The 23,452-nt window shown below is 70.3% G+C and carries 22 protein-coding genes; 17 read left to right on the top strand and 5 right to left on the bottom strand.

Going from position 1 to position 23,452, the window contains the following annotated elements:
* Window positions 1–70 precede the first annotated feature (70 nt).
* The 5 genes from FZ046_RS02675 to FZ046_RS02655 are packed head-to-tail and all read left to right on the top strand — an operon-like array spanning window position 71 to window position 5,108.
* Window positions 71–1,087 carry a Gfo/Idh/MocA family protein gene (locus tag FZ046_RS02675; RefSeq protein ID WP_246182890.1) on the top strand — a complete coding sequence of 339 codons (1,017 nt, stop codon included), beginning with the start codon at window positions 71–73 and terminating at the stop codon, window positions 1,085–1,087.
* Window positions 1,084–2,076 (top strand): NAD-dependent epimerase/dehydratase family protein, encoded by a 993-nt coding sequence (locus tag FZ046_RS02670; RefSeq protein WP_070354249.1) that lies wholly within the window; start codon window positions 1,084–1,086, stop codon window positions 2,074–2,076. The genes FZ046_RS02675 and FZ046_RS02670 overlap by 4 nt, the downstream gene beginning before the upstream one ends.
* A 17-nt stretch (window positions 2,077–2,093) precedes the next feature.
* Window positions 2,094–3,206 carry a DegT/DnrJ/EryC1/StrS family aminotransferase gene (locus FZ046_RS02665; protein ID WP_070354267.1) on the top strand — a complete coding sequence of 371 codons (1,113 nt, stop codon included), beginning with the start codon at window positions 2,094–2,096 and terminating at the stop codon, window positions 3,204–3,206.
* Window positions 3,203–4,309, top strand: coding sequence for a DegT/DnrJ/EryC1/StrS family aminotransferase (locus tag FZ046_RS02660; protein ID WP_070354248.1), 1,107 nt, complete (start codon window positions 3,203–3,205; stop codon window positions 4,307–4,309). The genes FZ046_RS02665 and FZ046_RS02660 overlap by 4 nt, the downstream gene beginning before the upstream one ends.
* A 1-nt stretch (window position 4,310) precedes the next feature.
* A complete protein-coding gene (locus FZ046_RS02655) occupies window positions 4,311–5,108 on the top strand; it encodes a polysaccharide deacetylase family protein (protein WP_070354247.1) in 798 nt (265 codons plus the stop codon).
* A 30-nt stretch (window positions 5,109–5,138) separates the two neighbouring features.
* Here the strand turns inward: FZ046_RS02655 and FZ046_RS02650 are convergent, their stop codons facing one another.
* Both FZ046_RS02650 and kstD read right to left on the bottom strand, forming a co-directional pair.
* Window positions 5,139–6,008, bottom strand: a complete 870-nt coding sequence (locus FZ046_RS02650) for an enoyl-CoA hydratase ChsH3 (protein ID WP_070354246.1) — start codon at window positions 6,006–6,008, stop codon at window positions 5,139–5,141.
* 2 nt (window positions 6,009–6,010) lie between these two features.
* The gene (gene kstD, locus FZ046_RS02645; protein WP_070354266.1) at window positions 6,011–7,693 is read right to left on the bottom strand and encodes a 3-oxosteroid 1-dehydrogenase; all 1,683 of its coding nucleotides are present in this window, start codon (window positions 7,691–7,693) and stop codon (window positions 6,011–6,013) included.
* A gap of 72 nt (window positions 7,694–7,765) precedes the next feature.
* Here kstD and FZ046_RS02640 point away from each other — a divergent pair, with 72 nt between their 5' ends.
* The 8 genes from FZ046_RS02640 to FZ046_RS02605 all read left to right on the top strand — a co-directional run bounded on the left by FZ046_RS02640 (window position 7,766) and on the right by FZ046_RS02605 (window position 16,962).
* On the top strand, window positions 7,766–8,551 hold the full coding sequence (locus tag FZ046_RS02640) for a 2-keto-4-pentenoate hydratase (RefSeq protein WP_070354245.1): 786 nt from the start codon (window positions 7,766–7,768) through the stop codon (window positions 8,549–8,551).
* Between the two features lie 8 nt (window positions 8,552–8,559).
* Window positions 8,560–9,519 carry an acetaldehyde dehydrogenase (acetylating) gene (locus FZ046_RS02635; RefSeq protein WP_070354244.1) on the top strand — a complete coding sequence of 320 codons (960 nt, stop codon included), beginning with the start codon at window positions 8,560–8,562 and terminating at the stop codon, window positions 9,517–9,519.
* Window positions 9,516–10,562, top strand: coding sequence for a 4-hydroxy-2-oxovalerate aldolase (gene dmpG, locus FZ046_RS02630; RefSeq protein WP_070354243.1), 1,047 nt, complete (start codon window positions 9,516–9,518; stop codon window positions 10,560–10,562). Before FZ046_RS02635 ends, dmpG begins: the two co-directional genes overlap by 4 nt.
* A gap of 53 nt (window positions 10,563–10,615) precedes the next feature.
* Window positions 10,616–11,359, top strand: a complete 744-nt coding sequence (trhA, locus tag FZ046_RS02625; RefSeq protein ID WP_083298338.1) for a PAQR family membrane homeostasis protein TrhA — start codon at window positions 10,616–10,618, stop codon at window positions 11,357–11,359.
* Between the two features lie 286 nt (window positions 11,360–11,645).
* Window positions 11,646–13,001 carry a hypothetical protein gene (locus FZ046_RS02620; RefSeq protein WP_149484179.1) on the top strand — a complete coding sequence of 452 codons (1,356 nt, stop codon included), beginning with the start codon at window positions 11,646–11,648 and terminating at the stop codon, window positions 12,999–13,001.
* A gap of 48 nt (window positions 13,002–13,049) precedes the next feature.
* Entirely contained in the window at window positions 13,050–14,054 is a 1,005-nt protein-coding gene (locus tag FZ046_RS02615) for a permease (RefSeq protein ID WP_070354241.1), read from the top strand.
* Window positions 14,051–14,767, top strand: a complete 717-nt coding sequence (locus FZ046_RS02610; protein WP_070354240.1) for a TIGR03943 family putative permease subunit — start codon at window positions 14,051–14,053, stop codon at window positions 14,765–14,767. The genes FZ046_RS02615 and FZ046_RS02610 overlap by 4 nt, the downstream gene beginning before the upstream one ends.
* Before the next feature lie 110 nt (window positions 14,768–14,877).
* Window positions 14,878–16,962 (top strand): RecQ family ATP-dependent DNA helicase, encoded by a 2,085-nt coding sequence (locus FZ046_RS02605; RefSeq protein ID WP_070354239.1) that lies wholly within the window; start codon window positions 14,878–14,880, stop codon window positions 16,960–16,962.
* Here the strand turns inward: FZ046_RS02605 and FZ046_RS02600 are convergent.
* A complete protein-coding gene (locus tag FZ046_RS02600) occupies window positions 16,955–17,845 on the bottom strand; it encodes an IclR family transcriptional regulator (protein WP_070354238.1) in 891 nt (296 codons plus the stop codon). The genes FZ046_RS02605 and FZ046_RS02600 overlap by 8 nt on opposite strands.
* Window positions 17,846–17,946: 101 nt before the next feature.
* On the opposite strand from FZ046_RS02600, the gene FZ046_RS02595 reads away from it, so the two are divergent.
* From FZ046_RS02595 to FZ046_RS02585, 3 genes are read left to right on the top strand one after another with little or no spacing between them, the layout of a single operon-like run.
* Window positions 17,947–19,074 (top strand): hypothetical protein, encoded by a 1,128-nt coding sequence (locus tag FZ046_RS02595; protein ID WP_070354237.1) that lies wholly within the window; start codon window positions 17,947–17,949, stop codon window positions 19,072–19,074.
* A gap of 2 nt (window positions 19,075–19,076) precedes the next feature.
* Window positions 19,077–19,859 (top strand): SDR family oxidoreductase, encoded by a 783-nt coding sequence (locus FZ046_RS02590; protein ID WP_099045974.1) that lies wholly within the window; start codon window positions 19,077–19,079, stop codon window positions 19,857–19,859.
* Entirely contained in the window at window positions 19,856–20,998 is a 1,143-nt protein-coding gene (locus FZ046_RS02585; RefSeq protein ID WP_070354235.1) for a sulfotransferase family protein, read from the top strand. Before FZ046_RS02590 ends, FZ046_RS02585 begins: the two co-directional genes overlap by 4 nt.
* A gap of 26 nt (window positions 20,999–21,024) precedes the next feature.
* On the opposite strand, the gene FZ046_RS02580 is transcribed toward FZ046_RS02585, so the two are convergent.
* A complete protein-coding gene (locus FZ046_RS02580) occupies window positions 21,025–21,501 on the bottom strand; it encodes a hypothetical protein (RefSeq protein ID WP_070354234.1) in 477 nt (158 codons plus the stop codon).
* A 4-nt stretch (window positions 21,502–21,505) separates the two neighbouring features.
* Window positions 21,506–22,672, bottom strand: coding sequence for a 3-ketosteroid-9-alpha-monooxygenase, oxygenase component (locus tag FZ046_RS02575; protein ID WP_070354233.1), 1,167 nt, complete (start codon window positions 22,670–22,672; stop codon window positions 21,506–21,508).
* Window positions 22,673–22,769: 97 nt separating this feature from the next.
* Here FZ046_RS02575 and FZ046_RS02570 point away from each other — a divergent pair, with 97 nt between their 5' ends.
* On the top strand, window positions 22,770–23,303 hold the full coding sequence (locus tag FZ046_RS02570; protein WP_070354232.1) for a gamma carbonic anhydrase family protein: 534 nt from the start codon (window positions 22,770–22,772) through the stop codon (window positions 23,301–23,303).
* Window positions 23,304–23,452 lie beyond the last annotated feature (149 nt).

Raw genomic sequence — 23,452 nt, 5'->3', positions numbered from 1 at the left:
ACGGGGGCAGAGCATGAGGCGGCAATTTCGCGTCGCAGTGATCGGTGCAGGGTACTGGGGACCCAAGTTGGTGCGGAACTTTCGTAGTTCGCCCGACTGGGACCTGGTGGCGGTGTGCGATCTCGACGAGGGACGCGCCCGTCGGGTCGTGGGTGACCGGTCCACGGTGCACGTCGAGACGTCGGTGGAGCGCCTGCTCGCCCGCGACGACATCGACGCCGTGGCGATCGCCACCCCGGCGGAGAGTCATGCCGCTCTGGCGCTCGCCGCGTTCGACGCGGGCAAGCACGTCGTCGTGGAGAAGCCCTTGGCGCCCACGTCGGCCGAGGCGGCGCTGATGATCGAGGCCGGTGCGGCAGCGGGCCTGGTCCTCATGGTCGACCACACCTATTGCTACACACCAGCGGTCGAGTACATCCACGACATCATCGCCAAGGGCATCCTCGGGCACATCCTGTACGTCGACTCCACGCGCATCAACCTCGGGCTGGTGCAGCCCGACGTCGACGTGTTCTGGGATCTCGCCCCGCACGACCTGGCGATCCTGGACTACGCGCTGCCCGGCCGGCTGACCCCGGACCGGGTGTCCGCCACCGGTGCCGACCCGTTGAACGCGGGAAAGGCCTGCGTCGGCTACGCGACGATGGGTCTGGGCGGCCGAGGAGTGGCGCACGTCAACGTGAACTGGATGTCGCCGACCAAGATTCGCCGGATGGTCATCGGCGGCAGCCACCGCACGCTGGTCTGGGACGACCTCAATCCGCAGCAGCGCGTCGCCATCCACGACCGTGGGATCGACCTCGCCGCCAGCCGCGACGTCGGCGACGTCGACAAGCGCCGTGCGGCAGCGGTGTCCTACCGGTTGGGCGACATCACGGTTCCGGCCCTTCCCGAGACCGAGGCGTTGTCCTCCATGGTCACCGAATTCGCCGCCGCCATCCGCGAGCAGCGGCCGCCGCGCACCGACGGCGTGGCAGGGCTGCGCGTGCTCTCGGTGCTGGAGGCCATCTCGCAGAGCCTGGCCGGCCACGGCACGCCGGTCGAGCCCACCGACGCCGACCGACTGCTTCACGGAGCGCTGGTATGAGCGCGCTCAGCGGAGCGTCGGTCCTCGTCACCGGCGGAGCGGGCACCATCGGGTCGACGCTCGTCGATCAGCTCCTCGCCGCCGGCGTCGGCCGCGTGCGCATCCTCGACAACCTGGTGCGGGGGCGACGGGAGAACCTGGCCGCCGCCCTGGGTGATCCCAGGACCGAACTGATCGTCGGCGACCTCCGCGACGTCGACCTGGTGCACGACGCCACGATGGGGTCCGACCTGGTGTTCCACCAGGCCGCCATCCGCATCACGCAGTGCGCCGAGGAGCCGCGCCTCGCCCTCGAGGTGCTGGTCGACGGGACCTTCACCGTACTGGAGGCGGCTGCCCAGCACGGCGTCGACAAGGTGGTCGCCGCGTCGTCGGCGTCGGTCTACGGCATGGCCGAGCAGTTCCCGACCGGCGAGCGCCACCATCACCACAACAACGACACCTTCTACGGCGCGGCGAAGAGCTTCAACGAGGGCATGCTGCGCAGCTTCCGCGCGATGCACGGCCTGGATTACGTTGCGCTGCGGTACTTCAACGTCTACGGACCGCGCATGGACGTGCACGGTCTCTACACCGAGGTGCTCGTCCGGTGGATGGAGCGCATTGCCGACGGGCTGCCGCCGCTCATCTTCGGCGACGGTCGACAGACCATGGACTTCGCCTACACCGAGGACATCGCGCGTGCCAACGTCCTGGCGGCGGCCGGCGACGTGACCGAGGGCGTCTACAACGTCGCGAGCCAGGTGGAGACGAGCCTGAACGATCTCGCCGCGGCGCTGCTGCGCGTCATGGGGTCGTCGCTGCCGATCGAGTACCACCCCCCGCGCGCGGTCAACGGGGTCGTCCGCCGTCTGGCCGACACCTCGGCCGCTCGGCGCGATCTCGGCTTCACCGCCGAGGTGCCGTTGGAGGAGGGTCTGCGCCGGCTCGTCGAGTGGTGGGCCCCGCTGCGCGACGTCATCGCGCTCGAGCGGTCGGCGCGCGTCTAGTGGAGCGCATCAACGTCATGAAGCCGTGGCTCGGCGCCGAGGAGATCGACGCCGTGGCGGACGCCCTGCGCAGTGGGTGGATCGCGCAAGGGCCGCGGGTGGCGGAGTTCGAGGCGGCCTTCGCCCGATCGATGTCGGTGGATCACGCAGTGGCGCTGTCGAGTTGCACGGCCGCGCTGCACCTCGCGCTCGTCGTGGCCGGCATCGGCCCCGGCGACGACGTCGTGGTGCCCTCGCTGTCGTTCGTCGCCACGGCCAACGCCGTGGTGTACGTCGGGGCGCGGCCGGTCTTCGCCGACGTCGAGCCGATCACGGGGAACGTCACCGCCGCGTCGATCGAGGCGGCGTGGACGCCGGCCACCCGGGCGGTCATCGCCGTCGACCAGGGCGGTGTGCCCGTCGACCTCGATCCGATCCGAGCGCTGTGCGACCGGACCGGCGCCGTGCTGGTCGAGGATGCCGCGTGCGGCGCCGGCTCCCGCTACCGCGGAAGGCCGGTCGGCGTCGGGGCGGACGTCGCGGTGTGGTCGTTCCACCCGCGCAAGATCCTCACCACCGGTGAGGGCGGCATGCTGACCACGAACCGCCCCGAGTGGGCCGAGCGGGTCCGGCGTCTGCGCGAGCACGGGATGAACGTCGGTGCGGCCGAACGTCATCGCAGCACGCTGCCGGTCGCCGAACGCTATGTGGAGGTCGGCTACAACTACCGGATGACCGACCTGCAGGCGGCTGTCGGTCTGGTCCAGCTGCGCAAGCTCGACACCGTGATCGCACGGCGACGGGCGCTGGCCGCGGTGTACCAGGAGCAGCTGGCCGCGGTACCGGGTCTGCGCTGCGTCGGCGATCCGGCCCATGGCACCGGCAACTTTCAGTCGTTCTGGGTCGAGGTCGGACCCGACTACCCGATGGAGCGCGACCAGCTGCTGGAGAAGCTCGCCGCGGCGGACGTCTCGGCGCGGCGGGGCATCATGGCCGCGCACCGCCACCCGGCGTACGCCGATCGGGACTTCGGCAGCGCCGACCTCGCCGTGACCGAGCGGCTCACCGACCACACGCTGATCCTGCCGTTGTTCCACGAGATGACCGACGACGAGCAGCGGCGGGTCGTCGACGAGGTGCGGCAGTCGTGAGGATTCCACTGGTCGACCTCGTCGCGCAGCACCGCGAGATCGCCGACGAGGTCACGCCCCGGCTCCTCGAGGTCATGGCGTCCGCCGCGTTCATCGGCGGCGGAGCCGTCGCCGAGTTCGAGCAGGCGTACGCGGAGTTCATCGGCGTGCGGCACGTCGTCGGCGTCGCCAACGGCACCGATGCGCTCGAACTCGCCCTGCGCGGGGCTGGCGTCACGGCGGGCGGAGAGGTCATCCTGCCGGCCAACAGCTTCATCGCGACGGCGGAGGCGGTCAGCCGCATCGGCGCCCGGCCCGTGCTGGTGGACGTCGACCCCGACCTGCTGCTGATCGACCACCTGCAGGTGGAACGGGCGATCACCGCGCGCACGGCGGCGATCGTCCCGGTGCACCTCTTCGGCCAGACGGCGCCCATGCAGCCGCTGGCGAAGCTGTCCGAGGAGTACGGCGTGCCGCTCGTCGAAGACGCGGCGCAGGCCCACGGCGCACGGCAGTCGGGACGCTCGGCCGGCACCTTCGGCACGGCGTCGGCGACGAGCTTCTACCCCGGCAAGAACCTGGGCGCGGCCGGGGACGCGGGCGCCGTGCTCACCGACGACCAGGAACTGGCCGCACGGGTCCGGGTCATCGCCGCCCACGGCAGCGCCCGCAAGTACGCGCACGACGTGGTCGGGTTCAACTCCCGGCTCGATGCCATCCAGGCCGTGGTGCTGTCGGCCAAGCTGCGCCGGCTCGCGACCTGGAACACCGCGCGCCGCCTCGCCGCGGCCCGCTACGTCGAGCTGCTCGCCGACGTGCCCGGGATCCGCCTGCCGGTCACCGACCCGGACAACGAGGACGTGTGGCACCTGTTCGTCGTCCGGGTCGACGAGCGCGATCGCGTGCTCGCCGCGCTGAACGACGCGGACATCGGTGCGGGCGTGCACTATCCGACGCCGATCCACCTGACCGGCGCGTACGCTCACCTCGGCTACGGCCCCAGTGCGTTCCCCGTCGCCGAGGCCGCAGCCGAACGGATCCTCTCGCTACCGCTGCACCCGCACCTGACCCCGGCAGAGCAGGAACGCGTGGCCGACGTGCTCGCGCGGGTCTGCACACGCTGACGTGGCCACCTGGCGACGCGTCCTGGGCCGTGCGCGCATCCGGCGCACTCACCTGGCCGCAGCGCGGATGTGCTGCGAACGCAACGTGCTCGCGCTGCGCCGCCGACCGGCCGACGGCACGCCGCGGATCCTGGCCTACCACGCGGTCGGCACGCCCTACGTCGGCAACAACGACCTCGCGCCGCAGCGCTTCCGGCACCACCTCGAGTCGGCCCTCGCGGCGGGCTACCGCTTCGTCCACGCCGACGAGATCGCCGACGGGCGGGCACCGGCGAAGTCGCTGGCCGTCACGTTCGACGACGGCATCCGCAGCGCCGCGACGACGGCGGCGCCCGTGCTCGCCGACCTCGGCATCCCGTGGACGCTGTTCGTGGTCAGCAGCTGGGCGGACGGCGCCGCGCGGGACTGGGCCGGGGACATGCTCATGGACTGGGCCGACGTCGAGCGCCTCGCCGCCGGGGGCGTCCGCATCGGCAGCCACTCGGTGACGCACCCGAACTTCGGCCACCTCGACTCCGGAGAGACCGCCTACGAACTCGAGGAGTCGCGCCGCGTCATCGAATCCCGGCTGGGTGTGGAGGTCTCCGACTTCGCCATCCCGATGGGCCAGTCCCGGGACTGGACGGACGTCGCCGCCTCGGCCGCCCGCGACGCCGGCTACGCGCGGGTCTACGCCCAGGCGGAGAACACCCGGTTCCCGGGGACGGTCGCGCGGACGTTCGTCACGCGGTGGGACCACGGCCTCGTCTTCCGGCGCGCGCTCGCCGGCGCCTACGCGGACTGGGAGGAGTGGTACTGACCCGCCGGCCGCCGATGCTTCGGCCGGGGGTCAGGCCGGGGTGAATTCGACCCCGGACAGGGCCACCGCGTCCTCGCGCTCGGGGACGGTGACGACGGCCCGGTAGGCAGGACCCTCGCCCTCGCCCGCCCAGACGCTCACCCTCAGCGTCTCGCCGGGGAACACCACGCCGGCGAAGCGGGCGCCGTACCCGCCGACGCGCGTCGCGTCACCGTCGAGCAGTAGGTCGGTCAGCGCCTTCGCCGTCATGCCGTAGGTGCACAGGCCGTGCAGGATCGGCTTCGGAAAACCTGCGGCGGAGGCGAATTCGGGGTCCGAATGCAACGGGTTGCGGTCGCCGCACATGCGGTAGAGCAGCGCCTGCTGCGGCGACACCGGGACGGTGAGGACGTGGTCGGGCTCGCGCTGCGGCGGTTCGGCCGAGGTTGAGGGGCCGCGTTCGCCGCCGAATCCGCCCTCACCGCGGGCGAAGATCGACCTGCGCTGCGTCCACAGCGGGGTGCCGTCGGGTGCGGTCACCGCCGTCTCGGACCAGATGACGGCGGCCTTGCCCTTGTCCCAGATGTCGGTGAACCGGGTGACCGCGACGCCCGTCCCGGACGGCGGGATCGGACCCGGGACGGTGACCGCCTCGCTGGCGTGCAGCACCCGGCTCAACTCGATGTCGATGCCGGGGAAGCGGACGGTGGGCGCCTCGGTCATGTGGAAGCTCTGCGCCACGTTGGCGAAGGTCGGCAGCACCTGCGGCGTGCCGTCGGTGAGGTAGCGCAGTTCTCGGGGATCCAGCGGGTCGGTGCCCGCGCCGAGGCCCAGGTGGTAGAGCTGGACGTCGCTGCTGCTCCAGGAGAATTCGACGGGCGGCAGTTCGGCGCCGAGGGCGACGGCGAGGTCGATCGGCATCGTCAGGCCTTGCCCGCCAGGTGCAGCGCTGCGAGGTAGCCGAACGTCATCGCGGGTCCGATGGTGCCGCCCGGCCCGGGGTAGGTGTGCCCCATCACCGGCGAACTCACGTTGCCGGCCGCGTACAGGCCGTCGATCACCGAGCCGTCGTCGCGCAGCGCGCGACCGTGCACGTCGGTGCGCACGCCACCCTTGGTGCCGAGGTCGCCCGGCACCAGCTTGGCCGCGTAGCAGGGGCCGTGGGCGATCTCGCCGAGGTTCGGGTTCGGCTTGTTCGTCGGGTCGCCGTAGTACCGGTCGTAGGCGCTCTCGCCGCGCTTGAAGTCCTGGTCGACGCCGCTGCGGGCGAAGCCGTTGAACCGCTCGACGGTCGCGGTGAAGTCGGCGACCGGCAACCCCGTCCGCTCCGCCAACTCCTCCAGCGTGTCGGCCGTGACGATGACGCCGGACTCGAGCCACTTCTTCGGAATGCGCTGTCCCGGTTGCAGTCCCGCGAAGATGTACCGGTCGCGGTACTGCTGGTCGAAGACGAGCCATGCCGGCACGTTCTCGCCCGGGCCGGGGCCCTGGCCGTACTCGCCGCCGTACATGTGGTGGCAGGCCTCGACGTAGGGCATCGATTCGTTCATGAAGCGCTTGCCAGAGGTGTTGACGATGATCGACCCCGGCGAGTTGCGCTCACTCAGGGCGAACCACGGTGAATCGACCAGCGGCACGGTCGGACCCCACCAGGCGTCCTCCATCAACTCCAGTGCGGCGCCCAGCTTCTCGGCCGCGACGATGCCGTCGCCGGTGTTCGCCTTGGCGCCGACGGTCCACTCGGTGGTGATCGGTGCCCGCTGGTACTTCACGCGCATCTGCTCGTTGTGCTCGAAGCCGCCACTGCCGAGGATGACGCCGCGCCGGGCGCGGATGAGGCGCGGTTCGGCGCTCTCCGGTTCGGTCGTGTCGCGGACGTAGACGCCACGCACGACGCCGTCCTCGACGTACAGATCGGTCAGGGCGGTGTTCAGCAGGACGGGAACACCGGCCTCGCGCAGGCCGATTCGCAGCGGTGCGATCAACGCACGGCCCATGCCGACGAGGTTCTTGCGGGTGGCGTTCGCCCACACCGTGCGGACGCCGACCTTGATGCTGCGCAGCACGCCGCGGGGATGCCGCTTGAGCTGGTTGAGGCGCACGTAGTCCTGCTGCAGTACCACCATGTTGAGCGGCACCTTGCCGTAGGGCGGTTCGAGGCCCTTCTCGTCGGGCCCGAGTCGCTTGGCGTCGAACGGCTTCGGCTCCACCGACCGCCCGGTCGGCTTGCCGCCGGCGGTCTCCGGGTAGTAGTCCGAGTAGCCCGGCACCCAGCACAGCTTCAGCGGCGAGTGCTCGAGGACGAACGACAGCATCTCGGGTCCGCGCTCGAGGTAGGTGTCGATCTTCTCGGCGGGCACCACGTCGCCGATGATCGCGTGCAGGTACGTGCGGGCCGCCTCCGCCGTGTCCTTCACGCCGTCGCGCTTGAGTACTTCGTTGTTCGGGATCCACACGCCGCCGCCGGAGCGGGCGGTCGATCCGCCATAGTGCGGGGCCTTCTCGAGGACTACTGTCGAGAGGCCCTGGTGGGCGGCGGTGAGGGCGGCGACCATGCCGGCGGCACCGCTGCCGACCACGATGACGTCGTACTCCTGCTCTGTCATGTAGAACACGTTATAGAATGGCCCGGCCTTCGAACAACAGTGCCGGTCAAACCAACGAGGGGACTTCGCTCAATGTTGCCCGCCCAGGTGCGCGAGAAGCTCGCCGCCGACCTCGCCCAGGCCGAGCGCAGCCGGCAGCCCATCACGCCGTTGACCGACGGCCAGCCCGACATCGACGTGGTCGACGCCTACGAGATCCAGCTCATCAACATCCGGCAGCGGGTGGCCGAGGGCGCGCGCGTCATCGGCCACAAGGTGGGCCTCTCCTCGGAGGCCATGCAGAAGATGATGAACGTCGACGAGCCCGACTACGGCCACCTCCTCGACGAGATGGAGGTGTTCGAGGACCAGCCGGTGGCCGCCGGTCGGTTCCTCTATCCGCGGGTGGAGGTGGAGGTCGGCTTCATCCTCGCCGACGACCTGCCCGGGGAGGGCTGCACCGAGGACGACGTGCTGGCGGCGACGGCGGCGTACGCCCCGTCCATCGAACTCATCGACACCCGCATCACCGACTGGAAGATCAAGCTGTGCGACACCATCGCCGACAACGCGTCGTCGGCGGGTTGGGTGCTGGGCGCCGAACGCGTGTCGCCGAAGGACATCGACATCCGCGCCATCGACGCGGTGTTGCGGCGCAACGGCGAGGTGGTCGCCGAGGGGCGCAGTGATGCGGTACTCGGCAATCCGGTCACGTCGGTGGCGTGGTTGGCGCGCAAGGTGGATCAGTTCGGCGTGCGCCTCCGGGCCGGTGACATCGTGCTGCCGGGATCGTGCACGCGTGCGATAGATGCACGTCCCGGTGACGATTTCGTAGCCGATTTCGACGGTCTAGGTTCAGTTCACCTCAGTTTCGAATAGGAGCCGCAATGGCAGACAGCGCTAACAAGGCGTCCGTGGCGATCGTCGGGTCGGGCAACATCAGTACCGATTTGTTGTACAAGTTGCTGCGTTCGGAGTGGTTGGAGCCGCGCTGGATGATCGGGATCGATCCGGACAGTGAGGGGTTGGCCCGGGCTCGCACGCTGGGGTTGGAGACGTCGCACGAGGGTGTGGACTGGCTCCTGGCGCTAGATGAGAAGCCGGACATGGTGTTCGAGGCCACCAGCGCCTACGTGCACCGCGACGCGGCGCCGCGCTACGCCGAGGCCGGTATCCGTGCGATCGATCTGACCCCGGCCGCGGTGGGGCCGGGGGTGATTCCGCCGGCGAATCTGCGCGAGCACCTGGACGCCCCGAACGTGAACATGGTGACCTGTGGTGGGCAGGCCACGATCCCGATCGTGCACGCCGTCTCCCGCGTGGTGGAGGTGCCCTACGGCGAGATCGTGGCGTCGGTGTCCTCGGCGTCGGCCGGGCCGGGGACGCGGGCCAACATCGACGAGTTCACCAAGACCACCAGCGCGGGCGTGCGTGACATCGGCGGCGCGGCGCGGGGCAAGGCGATCATCATCCTCAACCCGGCCGATCCGCCGATGATCATGCGCGACACCATCTTCTGCGCGATCCCCGAGGACGCCGACCGCGACGCGATCGCGGCGTCGATCCGCGACGTGGTGGCCGAGGTGCAGACCTACGTGCCGGGCTACCGGTTGCTCAACGAGCCGCAGTTCGACGATCCGTCGATCAACTCCGGCGGGCAGGCGTTGGTGACGACGTTCATCGAAGTCGAGGGAGCGGGGGACTACCTACCCCCCTATGCCGGCAACCTCGACATCATGACCGCCGCCGCCACGAAGGTCGGCGAGGAGATCGCCAAGGATAGGGCGGCAGCCACCCGCGATGAGCGCTCGCGCGAAGAGCAGACGATCTCAGGAGGTCACGCATGAGCGGCATCTACTTCGACCCGATGTGGGACATCCGGATGACCGACACGTCGCTGCGCGACGGCAGTCATCACAAGCGCCACCAGTTCACCACAGACGAAGTGGGCGCGATCGTCGCCGCCCTGGACACCGCCGGGGTGCCGGTCATCGAGGTCACCCACGGTGACGGGCTGGGCGGGTCGAGCTTCAACTACGGGTTCTCCAAGACCCCCGAGCAGGAACTCATCGCCCTGGCCGCCCAGACCGCGAAGAACGCCAAGATCGCCTTCCTGATGCTGCCCGGGGTGGGCACCAAGGAGGACATCAAGGAGGCCCAGAACAACGGCGGCTCGATCTGCCGGATCGCCACCCACTGCACCGAGGCCGACGTGTCGATCCAGCACTTCGGCCTGGCCCGTGAACTGGGGTTGGAGACCGTCGGGTTCCTGATGATGAGCCACACCATCCCTCCGGAGAAGCTCGCCGCCCAGGCCCGCATCATGGCCGACGCCGGCTGCCAATGCGTCTACGTCGTCGACTCGGCCGGTGCGCTGGTCCTCGAAGGCGTCCGCGACCGGGTCGCGGCACTGGTCGCCGAACTCGGCGACGACGCCCAGGTCGGGTTCCACGGCCACGAGAACCTCGGCCTGGGGGTCGCCAACTCCATCGAGGCGGTGCGGGCCGGAGCCAAGCAGATCGACGGGTCGTGCCGCCGCTTCGGCGCCGGCGCGGGCAACGCCCCGGTCGAGGCGCTCATCGGGGTGTTCGACAAGATCGGCGTCAAGACCGGCATCGACTTCTTCGACATCGCCGACGCCGCCGAAGAAGTCGTCGCCCCCGCCATGCCCGCCGAGTGCCTGCTCGACCGCAACGCCCTCATCATGGGCTACTCCGGGGTGTACTCCAGCTTCCTCAAGCACGCCATCCGCCAATCCGAACGCTACGGCGTGCCCGCCCACCAACTGCTCCACCGCGCCGGGCAACGCAAACTCATCGGCGGCCAGGAAGACCAACTCATCGACATCGCCCTCGAGATCAAGCGTGAGCAGGAAGCGTCGTCGGCATAGCGAAAGTGTGAATTGATGCGCGCGCGGCGGCGGCGGTCGCCGCGCGGGCGGTAATGTCGGCGGCGCCTCCTCGACATCCGAGCATCGGAGTTGCCCTGACCGACGTCCCGCCGGTACGCCACCCCCTCGGACTCGTCGACGTCGACGACATCGGCGAGCCGCTCAACCGTCCCCGCGCACGGGGATGGATTCACCTGGTGTCGACTGCCGTTGCGGCGGTAGCGGGTTCGGCGCTGCTGTGGGCGGCGTGGCTCGTCGGAGCGCGCGCGGGCTGGGCGATCCTGGTCTACGTCATCGGCGTCATCGGCATGTTCGGCATCAGCGCCGCCTACCACCGCGTGCAGTGGGGCTCGGCGGGAGCCGAGAAGTGGATGCGGCGACTCGACCACTCGGCGATCTTCCTGTTCATCGCCGCGACCTACACGCCGTTCGCGGTCCTGGCCATGCCACCGGACGTCGGTGCCCGCGTGCTCGGCATCGTGTGGCTCGGCGCCTCGGCCGGCGTCGCGGTCAAGATGCTGTGGCCGCACGCGCCGCGCTGGGTCGGCGTCCCGCTGTACCTCCTGCTGGGCTACGTGGCGGTCTGGTTCACCGAGACACTGTTGGCCGGTGCGGGCGTCACGGTCGTCGCACTGCTCGTCGCGGGTGCCGTGCTGTACAGCATCGGCGCGGTCTTCTACGGGGCGCGGTGGCCGAATCCGTGGCCCACGACCTTCGGTCACCACGAGTTCTTCCACGCCTGCGTAGCTGCGGCGGCCACGTGCCACTTCGTCGCGATCTGGCTGGTCGTGCACTAGCGAGCCGACGCGCTACGGCCGATCGGGGCCCGCGCGCTGCCGTACCGCAGCAGCGTGACCTGCACGGATCACCGACCGATGCGCCTCAGAACTCGCCCGGAGATTGCTGTTAGCAAACGGCCGGATCGGAATTCGAATTAGCTGTGACGCGTTTCCGTCTTGACCTGATTGCATCGAATGGTGTTCGCTATTGGCACCCCATTTCGGCGAGCGATAGAGGAATTCGATGTTCAAGGCAGTTTGCCGTTACGGAGGAATCGGACTCACTACGCTCGGTGCGGGGGCATTGCTCATCGCCGGATACGGCTCACTGCCCGCAGAATCGCTTCCGGCACCCGTGCAGCGCGACGTGCAGCCGACGGCCAACTTCTCGTTCGCCCGCCTCTTTCCGTTCGCGGTGGCTCCCACGCCGTCGACGAGCAGCGTGGGCGTCGGCTCGGTGTCGACCGTCGTCGACGACGTCTCGGCGACGGTGCGCGGAACCTTGCGGTCGCTCAATCAATTCGGTCCCGCGAGCCTGGCTCTGGACTCGGTGCGTTACGGCGATGCGCACCTGCCGCCGGCCGGCAGCACCGCCGGCACGGCCAACATCACCAGCATGGATCAGTGGGTCGCCGGCATCACCGGCCTCGCCAGTAGCCGGGGTGCGCTGGGCTTCACCGAGAACGGCGTGTCCTACGACCCCTACGTCGCCACCCATGCCGGTGTCCTGCAGACCGCCAATCAATTCGGTCCGGCGGTATTCAATCTGAACGTTCTCAAGGCGATCGGATTCACTCAGGCTCCGACCGGCCAGACGGGCGTCAACGGCCAGCCCGACAACTTCAGTTCCGTCGACATCGGACGCTGGTCCGCCGGAATTCCCGGGGTGATCATGAATTCGGGAACGACCGGATTCGTCACCTACCAGGACTTCGCCAACGGGCCGTTCTTCGACTACCGGGTGGCCGGCCTGCAGACCAGCACGCAGATCGGTTCGCAGACCTTCGACGTCGGCCTGCTGCCCTTCATCAGCACGGGTCTACTGCTGCCGCCGACGCTGTCCTTCGGGCTGGCGCCGAACATGACGGCGGTGAACACGCCGTTCCTGCCCAGCACCCCACCCACGCCGGGCATCGTCCAGCCGTTCGGCGGCCTGGTCGTCCCGCCCGCCGTGACGGCTCCGCTGCCCGCGCCCGCCCCCGTTGCTCCCGTCGCTCCTGCCCCGGCTCCCGTCGCTCCTGCCGCGCCGGTCGTGGTCGCCGCGGCGGCGACCGAGCCGGAGGTCGCCGAGCCCGCCGCTCGGGTCGCGACCGTGGCCGAGGCGCCGGCCGAGGCGCCTGCCGCCTCGGCGAGCACCACCCGGGCGACCACCGAGAAGCCCAAGCCGGTCATTCCCGGCGTCAACGGAGCGCCGCTGGCCAAGCCGTCGACGTCCGCGTCGTCGAGCACGGGCGCCAGCAAGCCGTTCGACCCGTTCAAGGGGGTCAACGACATGATCTCCAACGGGATCGGCGCCCTCACCGGGGCGCGCTCCACGGCTCCGAGCGGATCCGCGTCGGCCGGCGGCCAGGACGCGGGTGGCTCGGGTACGAGCTCGGCCGGTGGCGCAGGATCGAGCAGCACCGGTTCGTCGGGCGGGGCCGGCTCCAGCGGCGACTGACCCCGCAGCTGGCGGGGATCTGCCAGCCGGCACGGGCATGATGGCCGGATGGATCCGGCCCCGGCCCCGCCCACGGCGCGGCACCGTCGTGCCGGCTCGCTCGAGGTCCTGCTCATCGGGTTGGCGGTCCTCGCACTCAGCGCCTCCTGGCTGCGGGGCGTGGTCGTCGATCGGCCGCTGCTCGGGACCGCGGCCACCGTGTTCAGCGGCGTCTTCGTCCAAGCCCTGCCGTTCCTGGTGCTCGGCGTGGTGGTGAGCGGCCTGATCGCCGCCTTCGTCGACGCCGAGCGGTTGGCGTCCTGGCTGCCCCGCCGACCGGCCGCGGCGGTGGCCGTCGCGGGCGTGGCGGGTGCGGCCCTTCCCGGGTGCGAGTGCGGCTCGGTACCGGTGGCGCGCCGCCTGTACGCGCCGGGGCGGTTGGGCGCCGCGGCGTTGACCTTCATGCTCTCGGCGCCGGCCATCAATCCCGTGGTGCTGGTCGCGACGGCTGTCGCCTTCCCGGGCCAGCCCGCGATGGTGGCGGCGCGCTGCGTGGCCTCCCTGCTCACCGCCGTGGTGATGGGTCTGCTGTGGTCGAGGTTCGGGCGCGACGGCTGGGTGACGGTGTCCCGCCTACGACCCGAGCGCACCGCCGGTGGCTCGCGCTGGACGGTGTTCGGTGACGCCGCCCGCGAGGACTTCCTGCAGGCCGCGTCGTTCCTGGTGCTCGGGGCGGCGGCTGCGGCGGCGCTGCGCGTCGCGGTGCCGCCGTGGATGTTCGACCATCTCGCGGGTCACCTGCTGCTCGGGGTGCTGGTGATGGCCGCGCTGGCGGTCGTGCTGGCGTTGTGTTCGGAGGCCGACGCGTTCGTCGCCGCGAGCCTCACCATGGTGCCGCTGGTGCCACGCCTGGTGTTCCTCGTCGTCGGTCCGGCCGTCGACGCGAAACTCGTCGCGATGCACGCCGGCATGTTCGGCCGGCGCTTCGCCGTCGCGTTCGCGCCGGCGACGTTCGTCGTCGCCACGGTCCTGGCCACCGTCGTCGGTCTGGTCGCCCTGGGCGGTGCGTCGTGAACCGCTTCGTGCAGCACCTCGTCTTGGTCCTGGTCGGCGCAAGCGTCGCGGTGATGCTCGTCAAGGGCACCTACCTGAACTACGTGAAGCCGGCGCTGCTGCCGTGGCTCGCGATCGCCGCCGCGGTGCTGATCGTCCTGGGCGCCGCCGCGCTGTACCGCGACGTGCGCGGTACGACGCACGTCGACGACGGGCACGGGCACGGTCACGGACAGCGCGGTCGGCTGGTCTGGCTACTGCTGCTCCCGATCGCGCTGATCGCGTTCGTCGTCCCGCCGCCCCTGGACGCGCGCGGCGCCACCGCCGCCCCGCCGTCGGCCACCGCGCCGAGCCCGCGGGCGTTCCCGCCGCTGCCGCCCGGCCCGGCGCCGACGGTGCCGGTGCCCGAGGTCGTCATGCGCGCGGCCGCCGATCCGGCGAAGAGCCTCGACGGTCGCACGATCACGATGTCGGGCTTCACCCTGCACTACCCGGACGGCGTGTACCTCGCCCGCGTCGTGATCGTCTGCTGCGCTGCCGACGCGCAGCTCGCCCGCGTCCGCCTCGCCGGCCCCGCCGCCGGATCGGCCGCCGCGTTCGGAGAGCAGACGTGGGTGGAGGTCCGTGGCCGCGTCGAACCGGGATCGGCGCGTGCCGAGAACGACTTCATCCCGACGGTGTCCGCCGACGCGGTGACGCACATCGACGAGCCCAAGAACACCTACGCCTACTGACGACGGACGCCGACGCGTCCTTCGCCGACACCTCGTCGAGCGCTGACTCCCGGCTCGTCGGAGCCGCCCGGCAGGATGGGGGCGACCGACGAGGGAGTAGGGGAGCCGGCATGGTGACGCGGGAACGGGCGCAGGACCTCCTGGAGCAGCTGGCCGGACCGAACGCCGTGCTGCGGGACGACCAGTGGACCGCCATCGAGGCGCTGGTGGCGCAGCGCAAGCGTGCGCTGGTGGTGCAACGGACCGGGTGGGGCAAATCCGCGGTGTACTTCATCGCCGCCAAGCTGCTGCGGCAGGAGGGCCGCGGTGCCACGGTGATCGTGTCGCCGCTGCTGGCGCTCATGCGCAACCAGGTCCAGGCCGCCGAACGCGCCGGGGTGCGGGCGGCCACCATCAATTCGAGCAACGTCGCCGACTGGGCCGACGTGCACCGGGCCGTCGACGCGGGTGAGGTCGACGTGCTACTCGTCAGCCCGGAACGGCTGAACAACCCGGACTTCCGCGACGACGTCCTGCCCGCCCTCGCCCGCGACGCCGGCCTCGTCGTCATCGACGAGGCGCACTGCGTCTCGGACTGGGGACACGACTTCCGCCCCGACTATCGGCGCATCCGGACGCTGATCGCCGAATTGGGCAGTGACATCCCGGTGCTCGCCACCACGGCCACCGCCAACGACCGCGTCGTCGAGGACGTGCGGGCGCAGCTCGGGGTCGGTGGGCCGGGCACCGACACGCTGGTGTTGCGCGGTGGCCTCGACCGGGAGTCGCTCCGGCTGGCGGTGGTGAAGGTCGGCAGCCCCGCCCGGCGCACGGCGTGGCTGGCCGACCACCTCGACGCGCTGCCCGGTTCCGGCATCGTCTACACCCTCACCGTCGCCCAAGCGCGCGACGTCGCGGCGATGCTGGCCGAGCGCGGCCACGCCGTCGCGGCCTACACGGGTGCCACCGAGGCCGCCGAGCGCGAACAACTGGAACGCGATCTGTTGGACAACCGGGTCAAGGCGCTGGTCGCCACGTCGGCGCTGGGCATGGGCTTCGACAAACCCGACCTCGGCTTCGTGGTGCACCTCGGCGCGCCGGCGTCCCCGATCGCCTACTACCAGCAGGTGGGACGTGCCGGCCGCTCGACCGACAGCGCGGAGGTGGTGCTGCTTCCCGGCGCCGAGGACCGCGAGGTGTGGCGGTACTTCGCCTCGGTGGCCTTTCCGTCGGAAGCGCTGGTGCGCAAGGTAATCGACGCCCTGGAGCGGGACCGGCCGCAGTCGACGCCGGCGCTCGAGCCGCTGGTGGACCTCAACCGCACCCGGCTCGAGATGGTGCTCAAGGTGCTCGACGTCGACGGGGCCGTGCGGCGCGTGAAGGGCGGCTGGGTCGCCACCGGTGAGCCGTGGACCTACGACGAGGCGCGCTACCGCACGCTCGACGAGGCGCGGCAGCGCGAGCAGCAGGCGATGCTCGACTACCTGGACACCGACGAATGCCGGATGGCGTTTCTGCGGCGACAACTCAACGATCCCGAACTCGTCGAGGGCGAGCGGTGCGGGCGCTGCGACAACTGCACCGGCGCCCACTACGAGGCCGACGTCGACGAGGCCGCCGTCGCCGCCACCCAGGAGCGGCTCATGCGGCCGGGCGTCGAGGTCGCACCGCGCAAGCAGTGGCCGTCCGGTCTGGCGAAGCTCGGCGTCGACCTGAGCGGCAAGATCGCCGACGGTCCGCTACCCGGCCGCGTCATCGGACGGCTCACCGATCTGGGGTGGGGAGCGCGGCTGCGGGCGGTCCTCGACGCGCCCGACGCGGAGGCTCCCGACGATCTGGTGCGCGCGGCGGTCGACGTGCTCGCCGCGTGGACGTGGGACGCGCGTCCGGTCGCGGTGATGGCGCTCGACTCCGAGCGGCACCCGCGGTTGATCGCGTCGCTCGCCGCCCGGCTCGCGGACCTCGGCCGGCTGACCGATCTGGGCGTCCTGCGATACGCGCCCGAGCGGCGACCGGTGACGGCCGCCAACTCGGCCTACCGCGTCGCGGCCCTCGCGGGGGCGTTCGAGGCGCCCGACCTGCCCGCGCTCGACGGCCCGGTGCTGCTCGTGGACGACCTCACCGACCCGGGGTGGACGGCCACCATGGCGGCACGGGTGCTGCGCGGGTCGGGCGCTCCGGCCGTGCTGCCGTTCGCGGTGGCCGCCGTCAGCTGATGCCGGGCGCGCGACCGGCCAGGGTGGCGGTCAGCGCAGCCGCGGTGGACGTCACTCCCCGTGCGTGACGGGCGATCTCGGCGTCGGTCAGTGCCCGGCCGATCTGGAGCGAGACCACCATCGCCTGCCTGCCGTAGTGGTCGAACACCGGTGCCGAGATGACGCTGATGTCGTGACGGGTGTTCGTCGCGGAGTCCTCGCCCGGCAGGTACACCCGCTCCCCGATGTCGGAGATCAGTTCGCCGAGCAGAGCCCGCAACTCGTCGGGCAGCGTCGCGGACATGCCCGCCATCAGCGCGTACAGCCGGCGGCCGCCCGGCGTGAGGCGCTCTACCAGATAGCCCGACGACCGGCACTCGGCGATGACGCGGTCGAGGCGCCGGCCGTCGGTGCGCAGCGGGATGGTCGGCTCCCGGGCGAGCCAGTCACGCAGTGCGTCGTCGTCCCACAGCACGAACATCAGGCCGACCGGCGGGGCGAACGGATAGGACTGGCCGACGCGGACGCCGACGTCGGCGCCCTGCGGACCCACCAGGTCGAGCAGCGTGATGCGGTCGTCCACCACGGCGGCCAACGCCGCGGTCGTCCCGAATTCGGCGGACAGTCGCCGCAGTTCGTCGCGCGCCGGGGGGCCGATGCGCAGCGATTCGGCTGCCATCTGTCCCAGCGCGATCAGTGACGGGCCCAGCTGGTAGGTCTTCTCCTCCGGGTCTCGGACCAGGTAGCCGGCCTCGGCCAGGGTCGCGACGATGCCGAGGCAGGTCGGCTTGCTCTGCCCGACGCGGCGGGCCAGTTCGGAGATCCCGAACCGGTCGTGCGGGTGCCGGGCCAGGAAGTCGAGGATCGCGACGACGCGGTGCGTCGGCGGCGAGGCGGCGGTCACGGGGGTGCCTCCTCGCCGTTGACTCGAATTGGAACACGTTCTAGTCTCAGGTCGGAAACTCTACCAGCTCGGTCGAATACTCGACCACGGAAGGTTCGCCCGTGTACTCCCAGCCCCTCGCCGAGGCGATCGCCGAGGCCGAGAGCCTCGTCGCCGCGGCACCATTCATCTCCTCGGAGGCCGACCTGCTGGAGGGGTTGCAGTACCTCGCCGGCTGCGTCGCCGCCTGCACGCACGTCGCCTTCGACTACGACCGCGACCATCCGTTCCTGCACAGCGGGACCGGCCCGTTCACCAAGATGGGCCTCGACAACCCGGACACCATGTACTTCGGGACGCGGGTCCAGCCGGACCACGAATACGTCGTGACCGGTTGGCGCGGCACGACGACCGACGTCAGCTTCCAGCTCCTCGGCGGCGAGTACACCGACGAGAACGTTCCCGACAGCGAGACCGCGTTCGACGACCGGCGGCTCGACATCGCCGAGGACGGCACGTTCGAGTGGCGCTTCACTCCGAAGGTGCCGTCGCAGTTGGTCATTCGCGAGGTGTTCAACGACTGGAGCGCTCAGCGCGGCACCTTCGCCATCGCGCGCACCGACACCGCGGGCACCGCGCCGCCGCCGCTGACCCGCGAGACGATCGAGAAGCGCTACGCCGTCGCCGGCAAGCAACTGGTGCAGCGGGTGAAGACCTGGCTGCAGTTCCCGCAGTGGTTCTACGACGACCTGCCGGTGAACACCCTCGTCGGGCCGCGCCTCACACCGGGTGGCCTGGCCACCCAATACTCGGCCGTCGGGCACTTCGACCTCGCGCCGGACGAGGCGATGGTGATCACCGTGCCGGTGTCCGACGCGCCGTACTTCGGCTTCCAGCTCGGCAGCCTCTGGTACATCTCCCTGGACTACATCAACCATCAGACGTCGCTCAACGGCACGCAGGCCCAGGCGGACCCGGACGGCAAGATCCGCATCGTGGTGTCCGACGCCAACCCCGGCGTGACCAACTGGTGCGAGACCCTCGACCACCGCCGGGGCTACCTGCAGTTCCGTTGGCAGCGGGTGTCGCGCGAACTGACCGCCGAGGACGGCCCGACCGCCGAGATCGTCGGCGTGGACCAGGTGGCGTCGGTGCTGCCGTACTACGACTCCAACGAGATCTCCGAGGACGACTGGCGTGCACGCATCGCCCTGCGGCAGAGACTGATCGGCGAGAGGATGGTGGGTTGACCGTGGGTGATCTCCTGGCGGGGAAGGTCGTCGTCATCAGTGGCGTCGGTCCGGCACTGGGAACGACCTTGGCGCGCCGCTGTGCGGGCGAGGGCGCCGACCTGGTGTTGGCCGCCCGCACCGTCGAGCGGCTCGAGGACGTCGCGAAGACGGTGACCGACATGGGCCGGCGTGCGGTGTCGATCGGCACCGACATCACCGACGACGCGCAGGTCGACAACCTCGTCGCGCAGGCGCTCGAGGCGTACGGCCGGGTCGACGTGCTGATCAACAACGCATTCCGGGTGCCGTCGATGAAGCCGTTGGCCAACACCACGTTTGACCACATGCGCGAGGCCATCGAACTGACGGTCTTCGGCGCGCTGCGCCTCATCCAGGGCTTCACACCGGCGCTGGCCGAGGCCAAGGGCTCGGTGGTCAACGTCAACTCCATGGTGGTGCGGCATTCGCAAGCCAAGTACGGCGCCTACAAGATGGCGAAGTCGGCGCTGCTGGCGATGTCGCAGTCGCTGGCCACCGAACTGGGCGAGCAGGGCATCCGGGTCAATTCCATTCTGCCGGGCTACATCTGGGGCGGGACGCTGGAGAGCTACTTCACCCACCAGGCCGGCAAGTACGGCACCACGGTCGACCAGATCTACCAGGCCACCGCGGCGGCGTCCGACCTCAAGCGCCTGCCCACCGAGGACGAGGTGGCCTCGGCGATCCTGTTCATGGCCAGCGACCTGTCGAGCGGCATCACCGGCCAGGCGCTGGACGTCAACTGCGGGGAGTACAAGGCATGACCCGCACCAATGTCGGCACCGTCGACGACCTGCATGCATCGGCCACGAAGGCGTGCGGCCTGAGCGATTTCGGCAGCGACGACGACGACTACCGCGAGGCGCTGGGCGTGCTGCTGGAGTCGTATCAGCGCGATGCCGATCTCACCGAGTTCGGCAGCAAGATGCAGCGCTTCTTCGTGCGCAACGCGCTGGTGGCCCGGCTGGTGTCGGAGGCGGCCTTCACGCAGTACCCCGAACACGCGAACGTCCCGATCGAACGGCCGATCTTCGTGACCGGCCTGCCGCGCACCGGCACGACCGCGATCCACCGGTTGCTGGCCGCCGATCCGCGCCACCAGGGCCTGGAGCTGTGGCTCGCCGAGTTCCCGCAGCCCCGCCCGCCGCGTGAGACGTGGTCCGACAACCCGGTGTTCGCGCAACTGGACGCCCAGTTCGCGAAGGCGCACGCAGAGAACCCGGACTACACCGGGCTGCACTACATGACGCCCGACGAGGTGGAGGAGTGCTGGCAGCTGCTGCGGCAGTCGCTGCACTCGGTGTCCTACGAGACCCTGGCGCACATTCCGACGTACTCGCGGTGGCTGGCGCAGCGCGACTGGACCAAATCCTATGCGCGACACCGAAAGAACCTGCAGCTGATCGGGTTGAACGAGCCCGAGAAGCGCTGGGTGCTGAAGAACCCGAGCCACCTCTTCGCGCTCGACGCGCTGTTCAACACCTATCCGGATGCGCTGGTGATCCAGTGCCACCGTCCGGTGGAGACGATCATGGCGTCGATGTGCTCGCTGGCGCAGCACACCACCGAGGGCTGGTCGAACACCTTCACCGGCGAGGTGATCGGTGCCGACTCGATGGAGACCTGGTCGCGGGGGCTCGAGCTGTTCAACGCCGAACGGGCGCGCCACGATGCGGCCCAGTTCTACGACCTCGACTACGTCGACCTCGTCAAGGATCCGGTGGGCGCGGTGCAGGCGGTCTACGACCACTTCGGCATCGAGGTCACCGACGAGGCGCGCGCGGCGATGACCGCCACCCACGAGGCCAGCAGGCAGGGGCCGCGGGCGCCCAAGCACACCTACTCACTGGCCGACTACGGCCTCACCGACGAGCAGGTCAAGGAGCGCTTCGCAGGGCTCTGACGCAGGCGGATCCGGCGGCGGTCTGACTAGCCGTCGCCGGGGGAGGGGGCGCTGGAGGCCTCCTCGAGGCACCCCTCGGCCACGGCGTGCCTGATGCTGTCGGCGAGCTTCGGACAGGACCGGCTGCGGCTGGGGTCGCCGCCGGATGCCCGCACCTCTGCGAAGACGGCGCACCGCTCGGTGGCCGCCGAATTCCACTGCACGGCGGTGTGTTCGGGGCCGAGCTTCTTCACCGCGACCGTCGAGTGGCAGAACCGGCAGTCGACCGGCACCAGGCCGGCCGTCAGGTAGCGCTCCCGGTCCCGTCTGCTCGCCTCGCGGACCGCCGCGGCGCGCTCCGGGTCGGCCGCGAAGTCCGGAGCCTTCGACCAGGCGCCGGTACTGCGCGGGGGCTCCGAGGCAGGATGGTCGCCGTCCTCGTCGTCGTGGCCGCTGAGCTGCAGCATGGACTTCGCCAGCCGATCGACGTCGGGCGCGTCGGTTCGTTCGTCGCTCGCGGTCATGACGTCACGCCTGAGTCGGCTGCTCTTCCTTCTCGGCGTCCTTCTCGGCCTCGCGACGCTTGAGGTTCTCCTCGACCTCGACGTGCCACTTCTCGTTGGCGGCCGTGGTGTCGACCTCGATCTCGAAGCGGTCGGTCATGTCGGGGGTCACGTCGGCGGCGTCGACGTAGAACTGCTGGTACCAGCGGCGCATCTGGTAGACCGCGCCGTCCTCCTCGACCAGCAGCGGATTGTCGATGCGGGTCTTGTGCTTCCAGATCTCGACGTCCTGCAGGAAGCCCTTGCTGACACCCTCGGTGAACACGCGGGCGAGCTTGTCGGTCGTCTTCTCATCGAGGCCCTTGGGCTTCTCGACGATGACGCCCCACTGCAGCACGAACGAATCCTGCGTCACCGGGTAGTGGCAGTTGATCAGGATGGACTCGGCCTTGAAGCCGCCGTAGTTGTTGTGCAGCCAGTTGATCATGAAGGACGGGCCGAAGTAGGAAGCCTCGGAGTCCAGGTGCGCCTCGCCGTAGGTGGTGCCCATGTCGTTGACGTCGGGGCGGCCCACGTTGTGCAGGTACTGGCTGGCGATGTGGCCCTCGAAGACGTTCTTGAAGTACGTCGGCAGGCCATAGTGGATGTAGAAGAAGTGCGCCATGTCGGTGACGTTGTCGATGATCTCGCGGCAGTTGCTGCCCTCGATGAGCATCGTGTTCCAGCGCCACTCGGTCCAGCCGTCATCGCCGAACTCGGGGATCTCGGGGATCCGCACCTCGGGCTGGGGCGGGTTGCCCTCGTGGTCGTGCCAGACGAACAGCAGACCGCCGCGGACGTCGGTGTGCCACGCGCGGGTGCGGGCGAGCCGCGGCGTGCGCTTGGCGTAGGGGACGAGCTTGCACTTGCCGTCGCCGCCCCAGCGCCAGTCGTGGAACGGGCACGCCACCTCGTCGCCCTTGATGGTGCCCTGGGCGAGGTTTCCGCCCATGTGCCGGCAGTAGCCGTCGAGCACCTTCAGGTCGCCGTTCGAGTCGGCGAAGACCACCAGCATCGTGCCGAAGATCTCGACGCCGTGCGGTTCCCCGTCGAGGTAGTCCTTGACCGGACCGAGGCAGTGCCAGCCGCGCGCGAACCGGTCCGGCAGCGCGCCGGTGTCGATCTCGCGGACTCCAGCGGTATCGGTAGTCACGGTGGGCCTCCCGTTCCTTGGCTTCTAACTAGAACACGTTACAGTTTTAGCCCCCGACGGCGCAACGCGGGCCACCTCGCTGCGGTATAACCGGACGATGCCGCTCTATTCCTTCGAGGGCCGCTCGCCGGTGGTGAGCCCGGAGGCCTTCGTCGCACCGACTGCCACGCTGATCGGTGACGTGCACGTGGAGGCCGGTGCCTCGGTGTGGTTCAACACCGTGCTGCGTGCCGACTTCGCCCCGATCATCATCCGCGAGGGCGCGAACGTGCAGGACGGCAGCGTGCTGCACGCCCCACCCGGCATCCCCACCGACGTCGGACCGGGCGCCACGGTCGCGCACTGCTGCGTCATCCACGGCGCGCACATCGGCAAGGAGGCGGTCGTCGCCAACGGCGCTACCGTCCTCGACGGCGCCGTGATCGGACGACGCAGCCTGATCGCAGCGCACTCACTGGTCACCGGAGAGACCAAGATCCCCGACGAGGTGTTCGTCGCGGGCTCGCCCGCGACCGTCCGCGGCCCCATCGCCGGCACCGGCGCCGAGCGTTGGGTGAACATGTCGTCGGCGACCTATCAGGGCCTCGCCGACCGGTACCGTGCCGGGCTGGGAGAGATCCAGCAGCCCTGACGGGGCGTCGGGGAGCGGCGCCTAGCGGCTTTCGGCGCGCGACCGCCACTGCTGGACTCGTGGTGATCCGAAGGCTTCCTGCCACGTCGGTGCGATGCCAGGCTTTCGCGGTCCGGCAGCCGCGACGATGCGCTGCCGTGCGCGCGCGA

The sequence above is a fragment of the Mycolicibacterium grossiae genome, assembly GCF_008329645.1.
In the GTDB taxonomy this organism is placed as follows: domain Bacteria; phylum Actinomycetota; class Actinomycetes; order Mycobacteriales; family Mycobacteriaceae; genus Mycobacterium; species Mycobacterium grossiae.
Note: the sequence above shows the minus strand (reverse complement) of the source record. Positions and strands in the feature narration are given on the sequence as shown.

Coding starts and splice junctions, on each gene's coding strand:
- FZ046_RS02670 (WP_070354249.1), top strand. CDS start 1,084: ATGAGCGCGCTCAGCGGAGCGTCGGTCCTCGTCACCGGCGGAGCGGGC.
- FZ046_RS02665 (WP_070354267.1), top strand. CDS start 2,094: ATGAAGCCGTGGCTCGGCGCCGAGGAGATCGACGCCGTGGCGGACGCC.
- FZ046_RS02650 (WP_070354246.1), bottom strand. CDS start 6,008: ATGCCGATCGACCTCGCCGTCGCCCTCGGCGCCGAACTGCCGCCCGTC.
- kstD (WP_070354266.1), bottom strand. CDS start 7,693: ATGACAGAGCAGGAGTACGACGTCATCGTGGTCGGCAGCGGTGCCGCC.
- FZ046_RS02640 (WP_070354245.1), top strand. CDS start 7,766: ATGTTGCCCGCCCAGGTGCGCGAGAAGCTCGCCGCCGACCTCGCCCAG.
- FZ046_RS02635 (WP_070354244.1), top strand. CDS start 8,560: ATGGCAGACAGCGCTAACAAGGCGTCCGTGGCGATCGTCGGGTCGGGC.
- dmpG (WP_070354243.1), top strand. CDS start 9,516: ATGAGCGGCATCTACTTCGACCCGATGTGGGACATCCGGATGACCGAC.
- trhA (WP_083298338.1), top strand. CDS start 10,616: ATGTCGGCGGCGCCTCCTCGACATCCGAGCATCGGAGTTGCCCTGACC.
- FZ046_RS02615 (WP_070354241.1), top strand. CDS start 13,050: ATGGATCCGGCCCCGGCCCCGCCCACGGCGCGGCACCGTCGTGCCGGC.
- FZ046_RS02605 (WP_070354239.1), top strand. CDS start 14,878: ATGGTGACGCGGGAACGGGCGCAGGACCTCCTGGAGCAGCTGGCCGGA.
- FZ046_RS02585 (WP_070354235.1), top strand. CDS start 19,856: ATGACCCGCACCAATGTCGGCACCGTCGACGACCTGCATGCATCGGCC.
- FZ046_RS02580 (WP_070354234.1), bottom strand. CDS start 21,501: ATGACCGCGAGCGACGAACGAACCGACGCGCCCGACGTCGATCGGCTG.
- FZ046_RS02570 (WP_070354232.1), top strand. CDS start 22,770: ATGCCGCTCTATTCCTTCGAGGGCCGCTCGCCGGTGGTGAGCCCGGAG.